Genomic DNA, 9357 nt, shown 5'->3' with positions numbered 1-9357 from the left:
CCGGTACGCGAGGTTCCGCAGGCTGGAGTTGCACAGACCTCCTTTATTGCGTGGATTTATAAATCTCGTCATTTTCACGCTTGCCAACGCCGATGACATAGACAGTCACCACATCCTCCTGAACGATATAAACAAGCCGATAGCCCGACGATTTTAGTTTTATTTTGTACTGATCTTTACGTCCGTGAAGTTTATCGCCAGGGACGCGGGGGGGGTGTAACCGCTCTGCTAATTTCTTTTTAAATTGGTCACGAATAACGGGCGAGAGTTTTTTCCATTCTTTCTGCGCCCGCTTTTCAAATAACAACCTATAGGTCATTGATATCGACCTCTATAAATTCAGCAACTTTCATGCGTTCATCGACCATGCGACCTAATTCGATATCTTCGGCGATTTCCATCAAATAAGCATAGACCGCAGGCGAAACACAATAGAACGCCGGTTCGTTACGATTGAGGATAGCCACAGATTCACCTTCGCCTGCCCGGAAGGTGCCCATAGGGTCCCTTTTCAGCTCGGTGATGCTTGCGGCAGTAGTCGTCAGGATTTCAAAAGCCATAATAGTGCTCCTCTAAATAATGAGCACTAACTATAGCATCTTTAAAAGCACTCCACCACGCGTTGCGTGAAGCGGATGATCCCTGGAGCGATGCCTGGTGTCTTTTATCCTGTTCGGCCTGAACCAGTTGAGCCATTTCCAGTGCCCACCGCTTTAGTCAAAATATCCAGCACCACCTCCGATGGCCTGCATAAACGAGTGCCCAGCGGGGTAACGACAATTGGCCGGTTAATCAGAATAGGGTGCTGCAACATAAAATCGATTAACTGCTCGTCAGTAAAGCGGTCTTCCGCCAGCCCTAACGCTTCAAAAGGTTCGACATTCTTGCGCAACAGCGCTCGAACCGTGATCCCCATATCTGCAATCAGCTTTACAAGTTCCTCGCGGGTTGGCGGTGTTTCCAGATAAAGAATAATCGTGGGTTCAGTCCCGCTGTTACGGATCATTTCAAGGGTATTGCGTGACGTGCCGCAGGCCGGGTTGTGATAAATAGTTATATTGCTCATATCAATATCTCATTACAAATTGAAAGACAGACGCAGCGCCAGTGCTGCCAGCGTGACAAGCAGCACCGGGATTGTCATGACAATGCCCACCCGGAAGTAATATCCCCAGGTAATTGTGATGTTTTTCTGCGAAAGAACATGCAGCCAAAGCAATGTTGCCAGACTCCCGATAGGGGTGATCTTTGGCCCGAGATCGCTGCCTATGACATTGGCATAAATCATCGCTTCTTTGATAACACCGGTTGCGGTGCTGCCATCAATCGACAGCGCACCGATTAACACCGTTGGCATATTGTTCATCACGGAGGAGAGGCAGGCCGTCAGGAAGCCTGTACCCAGGGTTGCCGTCCATAATCCTTGCTCTGCCAGGTGATTCAACACGGATGAAAGATAATGGGTCAGCCCGGTATTTCGTAAGCCGTAGACAACCAGGTACATTCCCAGCGAGAAGATAACGATTTGCCAGGGCGCACCACGTAACACTTTGGCTGTGTTTATGACATGGCCTTTCTTCGCAACAGTAAACAGGAGCAGGGCACCAACAGCAGCGACCAGACTGACAGGAACGCCCAGCGGATCCAGTCCGAAGAATCCTACCAGCAGCAAAACCAGAGCCAGCCAGCCGGCTTTAAAAGTCCCGACATCACGAATCGCATCTTTAGGTTCTTTCAACAGGGAAATGTCGTAAACGGCTGGAATGTCTTTGCGGAAGAACAGATGCAACATCACCAACGTAGTCGCTATGGCCGCCAGGTTTACCGGTACCATCACGGCTGCGTATTCAGAGAAACCCAGCTTAAAGAAATCCGCAGAGACGATGTTTACCAGATTCGAGACAATAAGCGGCAGGCTTGCCGTGTCCGCGATAAACCCTGCGGCCATGATAAACGCTAAGGTTGCCCCCCGGCTGAACCCCAGCGCCAGCAGCATCGCAATAACGATAGGCGTCAGGATCAGTGCGGCACCGTCGTTGGCGAACAGTGCAGCGACCGTCGCGCCAAGCAGGACGATCCAGGTGAAGAGCAGCCGACCCCGGCCATTTCCCCAACGGGCAACGTGCAGCGCGGCCCATTCAAAGAAGCCGGATTCATCGAGCAGAAGACTGATGATGATCACGGCAATAAAGGTGGCGGTCGCATTCCACACTATTTGCCAGACCACCGGAATATCCCCCAGGTGAACGACGCCAGTCAGCAATGCCAGAATTGCGCCCAATGCGGCACTCCAGCCAATCCCCAGCCCTCTGGGTTGCCAGATAACCAGGACGAGCGTGAATAAAAAGATAGCACCAGCCAGTAACATCAGAAACTCCATTCACATTTGTTTATTCGAATATATACATCGCCATCAGCAGGGGGCCGATGCCGCGCTACTGAGCTTGTTGCGTATGTTTTCTCGTTCACAATTCCAGGCTGTATCAATAATACCCGCAGCCCATGCAGGCATGTGTGGCGACAGGCGGTAATGTACCCATTTTCCTTCACGCCGGTCGATGACCAGTTCTGCTTCACGTAACAGCGCCATATGTCGTGATATTTTTGGCTGAGACTCTGCGGCTGCCGCACAGATGTCGCAGACGCACATCTCGCCGGACTCCCTGAGGAGCATCACGATAGTCGAACGGGTTTCGTCTGCGAGCAGTTTAAAAAGCTGAACAGGCTGTAGCATGCTTAACCTCGATAAAAATCAACAATACATATGATATTTCACATGTGATAGATTTTAAAGCACAGCTTATAAGATGGAGAGTTTTTTATGACGCACTTACCAGCAATAGAACCGGGGTGCTTTGATGCGACCATGCCAGCAACTTCTGGACGGCCCTGAAACCATACTGCGAATTCCTGTCCTTTAAGGCTCAGTTCGAGAGCGCTCCTACACAGGAAAAGGCTGGAGAAAAACACGAAGCTGATAATCGGGGCGATGATGCGCGAGCTGGAGTAGGGTGTCCTGAAATCAGGACACCCGTTCGATATACCGAAAATTCTTGTGCGCCATAACAGTATCTACAGAATTTCGGAGGTCGGACACTGTAGCTTATTTCATGTGGTGAGTTGTTTTGATCTCGGTAGCTTCTTTAATAACCTGGTCTGCGGTTTTATCGTTTAATGTCTTCTGCCATTTTTTCTCCAGCTCAGAATCATAATTCTTACCGCCCGATTGGATCAGTTCTTTGGCATTAAACTGACTCATCATCACAATTTTCATGGCATTACCAAATTCGGTGCATTTTTGAGGAGTAAGCGTATTGCAGATTTTTTCGGCTGAGGCTTTAAGCGACTCCTCACTTGTAGCATCAATTTTAGGCTCGCCACATCCGGTCAGCAGAAAAGCCAGTAAGGTGATGCTAATAATTTTTTTCATTGTGACTCCATCAAAAATAAAAACGTTAATTAATAACGGTTGTGATGATATGTTATACATTACCACTCAAGGGATTTATTGGAATCTTCAAGGTTTTTATTGTACATCATGTTAATGGTAGTGTAGTTACACATGTTGCTGGATGAATAACAATAATCGTGGATGACCTGATCCATAATCTTTTTGTTGGTCGCTTTCGTTGCTTCCTTAAACGCATCCAAATTACTTTTTTCCATCATTCTGAGTATTGACTCCTGGCACATTTGCGCCGGGCCATCACAGTAGTCATGTTTGACTCTTTCTTTGATGTACTGAATCACTTCTTCCTTCTGAACATCGGAATTATCAAATTCCATAGGATTGATGAGCTTAGCAAAGGCTAAAGCAGGGACGACACTCAGAGCGATGATGAACAGATTACGCATTACAAACCTCTAAAAACAGTAAAGAGTGTAGATAAACCTCGCTGTCAGCAGCCTCTTGCAGAGCACAGCAGTCGTTTATTCATAACGAATTGAATACTACAGCCTGATTAAGGAGGTAATGTGTATAAAATGTAATAAATTTTATTATGTACAAAATCACTTATTCCATCATCAATTAATGGTGTGGCCGTACAGGCTGTAATAACCATGAAATGGTATTGTCGGGTGAATATCGTTTTTTTAAAATAACTTCACATGGGGTTTATGTTGCCACTCCTTACAACATAACCCTTATTAAGGTGACGCACTTACATTTGTCATGATATTGTTCTACCAGTTTAAATTGCATTTTTTATTTCAAAGAAAGGGTGATTATTTATGGCGTTATTTATTGCGAAGAAAAATTACAAGATAACTGACATTAGCCGAAGAGTGAAAGTATGAATTCACTTTTAAAGAAAAAACTCCTGGTGTCATTAATCTCGATTGGCATCGCAGGCCTTGGCGCTCATGCTTGGATAAAACTCAGGGGACAGACGTCGTCAGTTTCTCAACAATCCACCCTCCAGGACACATTTAGTGCACAAGAACTGGATCAGCTGACAGCCCCTGTCGCTCTTTATCCTGATGCGTTGTTGTCACAAATATTAATGGCCTCAACCTGGCCTGCGCAGGTTATGCAGGCTGTGCAATGGTCTCATGATAACCCCGGTTTTGCCGGTGATGCCGCGCTCAGGAAAGTGACGAAACAAACCTGGGATACCAGCGTGAAATCGTTGGTAGCTTTTCCGGACCTGCTGGTGTCGGTGGGCCGTAACCCTGGCTGGATGCAAAATCTTGGAATAGCCTTTCTGAATCAGCCAGATGAACTGCTCGCCTCGGTGCAGCGATTACGCTTAATGGCGCAGAAAGAGGGCGTACTCAAATCCACACCACAACAAAAAATCACGTTCCAGTCTCCGTCGTCATTTACCTCAGCGGGTGAGACACCATTAGTCATGATTGAATCCGCCGATCCTCACATGGTTTATCTTCCTAAATATGACTCCCAGGAAATATTCACTGACTGGGAAGCGAATGCTTATCCTCCGGTAAGTTTCATAACGTCACCCTCGAGCGACTACTCCAGCAGCGATGGTGACTATGACACCGATATCACCATAGATAACGATAATACCTACATTATCGATGACAATAACGCCGATGATCAGGGTGATGATACGGGGGGGCACCCTCACCACCGCCGGCGTCTTATCCTTGCTTTCGGGGTTGGGGTGGTCACGGCCTATGCGCTGTACAGTTATATCGACTGGCCGCACCATGATCATGACCACGATCGCCATAACGATGATCCTGACAGAAAGGATCATGATTTTATCAGGATTAATACCGGTAAAGTGAATGTCATCAACGGTAAAAAAGCCGCTGCCGAGGATGGCAATACTGTTAAATGGCAGCACAAATCTCCCGCCCAGCCAGCAGGGAAAGTTCTGTTGCCCGCTCTGGCTGCTGAAAATAAAAGTATTGTCCGCGAACAGAATGATGTTTCCCGTCAGAGCATTGGCGAAAAATTACAACGTTCTTCAGAAGCAGGAGCATCCGGCACGACTCACCTGCACCAGACGCTCGTGCAGCATTTGCAGCAGACACATGAACATTCAGGCCAGTCTTCACCCTCCGATGAAAATGAGCTGCCGCAGAAGAGCAAATTAGCAAAAACGGCGCAGCAACTTGCCGACAAACGAAACAAGGAGGATGAGCCTCAGCCACATCCTGCTAAGCAAACGCAGGCAGAGCAGCAGCAGAGAGAAGTAGCCGTGCCAGCACTGGTTGAGAAGAAACAACAGGCTGAGGAAGTTCGCCAACAAGCAGAACACGAGCAGAAAGAAGCAGCCGCACAGGCGCTGGCTGAGAAGAAACAACAGGCTGAGGAGGTTCGCCAACAAGCAGAACACGAGCAGAAAGAAGCAGCCGCACAGGCGCTGGCTGAGAAGAAACAGCAGGCTGAGGAGGCGCTCCAACAAGCTGAGCAAGAGCAGAAAGAAGCGGCCGCACAGGCGCTGGCTGAGAAGAAACAACAGGCTGAGGAGGCGCTCCAACAAGCTGAGCAAGAGCAGAAAGAAGCGGCCGCACAGGCGCTGGCTGAGAAGAAACAACAGGCTGAGGAGGCGCGCCAACAAGCTGAGCAAGAGCAGAAAGAAGCGGCCGCACAGGCACTGGCTGAGAAGCAAAGGCAAGAAGCAGAAAAACAGCGGGCAGAAGCCGCCGCAGTCGCGGCACAGGAGAAGTTACGGCAGTAAAAATAGCGGCATTGCGACAGTGATGCCCTATGCCGGATGAAGCCCGAAGGTTTAACACCGTCAGGCTCGTGCTTTAGATGGAGGTACGACGGCAGCTGCGGTATTCGTCTGCGGGAAGGCTCACACCAGAAGATGGTAACGACTGTGACCGGTTATTGTCGCGTTTTCTCTTGACCTGCCGGGCAACGTCCAGCACATGGCCCAGCCTTTTATTATCTACAATCGCGACGGGATCAACTTCCGACAACCGGTCATAGGTGGAATAGGGGAGCAGCACACCGTTCAGGCGCAGTCCCTTACGCCCGTCAGGATAATGCCAGACATCGATACGCTTACCGATGGCCCGGCGGCTGTACTCACAATCTGCGGGGGATCCAGAGTCCGGCTTTTATCATGAGGCGGCTGATGGTTTCCTTGCCAAGGATCAGACCATGAACTTCCTCGAGCTTTTCCTGTGCAAACGTCGGTCCAAAATCGGGGTAGCATTCCCTAAGCGGACGTTACAACTTTGCTACTACAACGTCAGTGCGCATAATGTATATTATGTTAAATAGCTTTTGGGGGTCCTTTACTTCATAAATCCAACCCTTCCCCGCGACTTTACCTCCCTTTACGTTACGTGCGCACCACATGTTCTACATTTTAGACTTGCGCCAACCGGCGGTCCATTTTGCTGCTTATGGAGAAACTTACATGTCATTGCATCGATTATCCCGTCTCGGACTTTTATTAATGCTCTCCGCACCGCCTGGCTTTGCGGCAGATTCGCCCTCTTATGGTGCCAGGCTCGAAGGTTTTGACTACGGCTGGCCAACAAAGAATTTTGCCTTTACCTCTCAACAACAGACGCTGGAAATGGCTTATCTGGACGTCCGCCCCGAAAAATCAAACGGACGTACCGTCGTACTGATGCACGGTAAAAATTTTTGTGCAGGCACCTGGGAATCCACCATCCGGGCGCTGACCAATACTGGATACCGTGTCATCGCGCCCGATCAAATTGGCTTTTGTAAATCGAGCAAACCCCAGCATTATCAATACAGTTTTCAACAGCTTGCTAATAACACCCATGCGTTACTTAAAAAGCTTGGAATTGAACAGATTACGCTGATTGGGCATTCCACCGGAGGGATGTTAGCCACCCGCTACGCCCTGATGTATCCGCAGCAGGTTGAGAAGTTAGTAATGGTCAATCCCATCGGACTCGAAGACTGGAAGACCCGTGGCGTGCCCTATCAGTCAGTGGACCAATGGTATCAGCGCGAACTTCGCACCAGCGCCGAGGGCATCCGAAAATATGAAAAGAACACCTATTATGTCGGGCAATGGAAACCAGAATACGAACGTTGGGTGACCATGCTGGCTGGCCTGAATTACGGCCCGGGCAAAGAAATAGTGGCCTGGAACTCTGCCCTCCTCTACGACATGATCTATTCCCAGCCGGTTATCTATGAATTTGGCGAGCTGAAAATGCCGGTGCTGCTAATGATCGGTACCAAAGACAACACCGCCATCGGCAAGGATACCGCATCGGCGGAAGACCAGAAGAAATTAGGCAACTACGCGGTTCTTGGCAAAGAAACAGCGAAACGCATTCCTAATGCCACGCTAGTCGAATTTGACGATCTGGGACACGCTCCGCAAATGCAGGATCCTTCACGTTTTCATAACGCGCTGTTGAAAGGACTCGAGTGAAAAATCAGTAATATAGCCGCCATAACCCGATAACAACACTCTCCATTCGGGTTATCTCAATTCGCCGCCAAACTTTTATTTTAAATAATTTTACGGATCTCGTGTGCCCTCCTTTTTATATAATGGCCTGTTATTGTTAATCGTACACAACAAATATAGTTCACCTGGAGCACACTTGATGGAATCTAGCGATTTGATTACCGTTGAAAGAAGACTTGTCACCCGTTTTATGGATATGTTCATTAAATTCGGACTTATTCTGGCGTTGGCTACTTTCTGTTTTACCGTTTTTTCCCCCTTCCTTAATATGATGCTGTGGGGGCTAATACTGGCTGTCACGCTCTACCCTCTTCACCAGTATATCGCCGCCCGACTGGGTGGAAAACAAGGCTGGGCCTCAACTGTTCTGGTTTTGCTGGGGCTGCTGATAATCGTCATCCCGACCATTATCATGGTCACATCCCTTGGAGAAAGTGCCACCGCGTTGGTCGAGCAGGTAAACCAGGCTCACCTGGTTATTCCACCACCTAAAGCCAATATCGGTGCCATTCCAGTGATTGGTGACAAGCTTTATGCCTTATGGTTAAAAGCCTCAATGGATTTACCGGGCTTAATCAGTACTTACCACGCTCAGGTAGCGAAAGCCGCCAAACTGGTGCTGGTCGTTCTGGCGAGTATGGGCGGCGGCTTATTAGGTTTTGTTGCTTCGTTTATTGCCGCAGGAATTATGATGGCGGTTGGGCCAGCGGGTGTTAACAGTGCCACACGTATCGCCATGCGCATCACCGATGAAAAAAAAGGTGTCGCTCTGGTTACACTCTGCACGGGGACGATTCGTGCAGTGGCCCAGGGGGTGATCGGAGTCGCACTGCTTCAGTCATTGTTGGTGGGTATTATTATGGCTCTGGCGGGGATCCCGGCGGTAGGGATTTTCTTCATTGTGGCCCTGATTTTGGGGATCGCACAGGTTCCGCTGCTACTGGTTACCTTACCCGCAATAGCGATTATGTGGATGACAGGTGACCACGGCACCGCCATGAACGTCGTTTACACCCTTCTTTTAGTGGTGGCAGGCATGGTTGATAACGTGCTTAAGCCGATGATGCTTGGCCGCGGCGTCGATGCGCCAATGCCCGTGGTGCTGCTCGGTGCGCTCGGCGGTATGGCGGCAGACGGCATTCTTGGCATGTTTATCGGCGCAACGCTGCTGTCTATTGGTTATCTCATCTTTATGGCATGGGTGGACGAAGGCCTTAAAAAAACGGCTCTCGAAAACGCATCGCGATAAACGCCTCATCAGAAGTCCCGATGCGTCGGGGCTTCTGACAATGGCTGCAAAAAAAGTTATCCCTTGATGGTGGTGGCCAAAAGAGTCCCTTAACCGCTGCTAAGTTTGCTGTCTGACTCTATTCTCCATTGCCATCATCCGCTGATAAATGCGTATACCCCGGTGTATCCATGCCACAGCTGAACTAGGTGTTTCCGGAATCCGCATCCAGCAAGCGCA

The 9357-nt window shown here is 49.1% G+C and carries 10 protein-coding genes and 1 pseudogene; 3 read left to right on the top strand and 8 right to left on the bottom strand.

Going from position 1 to position 9357, the window contains the following annotated elements:
- Window positions 1-43: 43 nt before the first annotated feature.
- From ACA108_10940 to ACA108_10910, 7 genes are all read right to left on the bottom strand, one after another.
- Window positions 44-319: a type II toxin-antitoxin system RelE/ParE family toxin gene (locus ACA108_10940; GenBank protein ID XEX97971.1), complete on the bottom strand. Its 276-nt coding sequence runs from the start codon at window positions 317-319 to the stop codon at window positions 44-46.
- A complete protein-coding gene (locus ACA108_10935; protein XEX97970.1) occupies window positions 309-560 on the bottom strand; it encodes a type II toxin-antitoxin system Phd/YefM family antitoxin in 252 nt (83 codons plus the stop codon). The genes ACA108_10940 and ACA108_10935 overlap by 11 nt, the downstream gene beginning before the upstream one ends.
- Before the next feature lie 104 nt (window positions 561-664).
- Window positions 665-1066 (bottom strand): glutaredoxin-dependent arsenate reductase, encoded by a 402-nt coding sequence (gene arsC, locus ACA108_10930; GenBank protein ID XEX97969.1) that lies wholly within the window; start codon window positions 1064-1066, stop codon window positions 665-667.
- Window positions 1067-1078: 12 nt separating this feature from the next.
- Entirely contained in the window at window positions 1079-2368 is a 1290-nt protein-coding gene (locus ACA108_10925; protein ID XEX97968.1) for an arsenic transporter, read from the bottom strand.
- Window positions 2369-2413: 45 nt separating this feature from the next.
- Window positions 2414-2734 (bottom strand): metalloregulator ArsR/SmtB family transcription factor, encoded by a 321-nt coding sequence (locus ACA108_10920; protein XEX97967.1) that lies wholly within the window; start codon window positions 2732-2734, stop codon window positions 2414-2416.
- A gap of 369 nt (window positions 2735-3103) precedes the next feature.
- The gene (locus tag ACA108_10915) at window positions 3104-3430 is read right to left on the bottom strand and encodes a DUF6694 family lipoprotein (protein ID XEX97966.1); all 327 of its coding nucleotides are present in this window, start codon (window positions 3428-3430) and stop codon (window positions 3104-3106) included.
- A 59-nt stretch (window positions 3431-3489) separates the two neighbouring features.
- Window positions 3490-3855, bottom strand: a complete 366-nt coding sequence (locus ACA108_10910; GenBank protein XEX97965.1) for a hypothetical protein — start codon at window positions 3853-3855, stop codon at window positions 3490-3492.
- Between the two features lie 440 nt (window positions 3856-4295).
- Here ACA108_10910 and ACA108_10905 point away from each other — a divergent pair, with 440 nt between their 5' ends.
- Window positions 4296-6155: a DUF3300 domain-containing protein gene (locus ACA108_10905; GenBank protein XEX97964.1), complete on the top strand. Its 1860-nt coding sequence runs from the start codon at window positions 4296-4298 to the stop codon at window positions 6153-6155.
- Window positions 6156-6250: 95 nt separating this feature from the next.
- On the opposite strand, the pseudogene ACA108_10900 reads toward ACA108_10905, so the two are convergent.
- Window positions 6251-6519, bottom strand: a pseudogene (locus ACA108_10900) (ISNCY family transposase).
- A 329-nt stretch (window positions 6520-6848) separates the two neighbouring features.
- On the opposite strand from ACA108_10900, the gene ACA108_10895 reads away from it, so the two are divergent.
- Complete coding sequence (locus tag ACA108_10895) at window positions 6849-7850, top strand: alpha/beta fold hydrolase (protein ID XEX97963.1); 1002 nt, start codon at window positions 6849-6851, stop codon at window positions 7848-7850.
- A gap of 178 nt (window positions 7851-8028) precedes the next feature.
- A complete protein-coding gene (locus tag ACA108_10890; protein XEX97962.1) occupies window positions 8029-9138 on the top strand; it encodes an AI-2E family transporter in 1110 nt (369 codons plus the stop codon).
- Window positions 9139-9357: the final 219 nt, after the last annotated feature.

This window comes from Dryocola sp. LX212, assembly GCA_041504365.1.
Taxonomy (GTDB): Bacteria; Pseudomonadota; Gammaproteobacteria; order Enterobacterales; family Enterobacteriaceae; genus Dryocola.
Note: the sequence above shows the minus strand (reverse complement) of the source record. Positions and strands in the feature narration are given on the sequence as shown.

What these genes read in the sequence shown, in the direction of transcription:
- ACA108_10940 (XEX97971.1), bottom strand. Translation starts at nt 319, where the DNA reads ATGACCTATAGGTTGTTATTTGAAAAGCGGGCGCAGAAAGAATGGAAA.
- ACA108_10935 (XEX97970.1), bottom strand. Translation starts at nt 560, where the DNA reads ATGGCTTTTGAAATCCTGACGACTACTGCCGCAAGCATCACCGAGCTG.
- arsC (XEX97969.1), bottom strand. Translation starts at nt 1,066, where the DNA reads ATGAGCAATATAACTATTTATCACAACCCGGCCTGCGGCACGTCACGC.
- ACA108_10925 (XEX97968.1), bottom strand. Translation starts at nt 2,368, where the DNA reads ATGTTACTGGCTGGTGCTATCTTTTTATTCACGCTCGTCCTGGTTATC.
- ACA108_10920 (XEX97967.1), bottom strand. Translation starts at nt 2,734, where the DNA reads ATGCTACAGCCTGTTCAGCTTTTTAAACTGCTCGCAGACGAAACCCGT.
- ACA108_10915 (XEX97966.1), bottom strand. Translation starts at nt 3,430, where the DNA reads ATGAAAAAAATTATTAGCATCACCTTACTGGCTTTTCTGCTGACCGGA.
- ACA108_10910 (XEX97965.1), bottom strand. Translation starts at nt 3,855, where the DNA reads ATGCGTAATCTGTTCATCATCGCTCTGAGTGTCGTCCCTGCTTTAGCC.
- ACA108_10905 (XEX97964.1), top strand. Translation starts at nt 4,296, where the DNA reads ATGAATTCACTTTTAAAGAAAAAACTCCTGGTGTCATTAATCTCGATT.
- ACA108_10895 (XEX97963.1), top strand. Translation starts at nt 6,849, where the DNA reads ATGTCATTGCATCGATTATCCCGTCTCGGACTTTTATTAATGCTCTCC.
- ACA108_10890 (XEX97962.1), top strand. Translation starts at nt 8,029, where the DNA reads ATGGAATCTAGCGATTTGATTACCGTTGAAAGAAGACTTGTCACCCGT.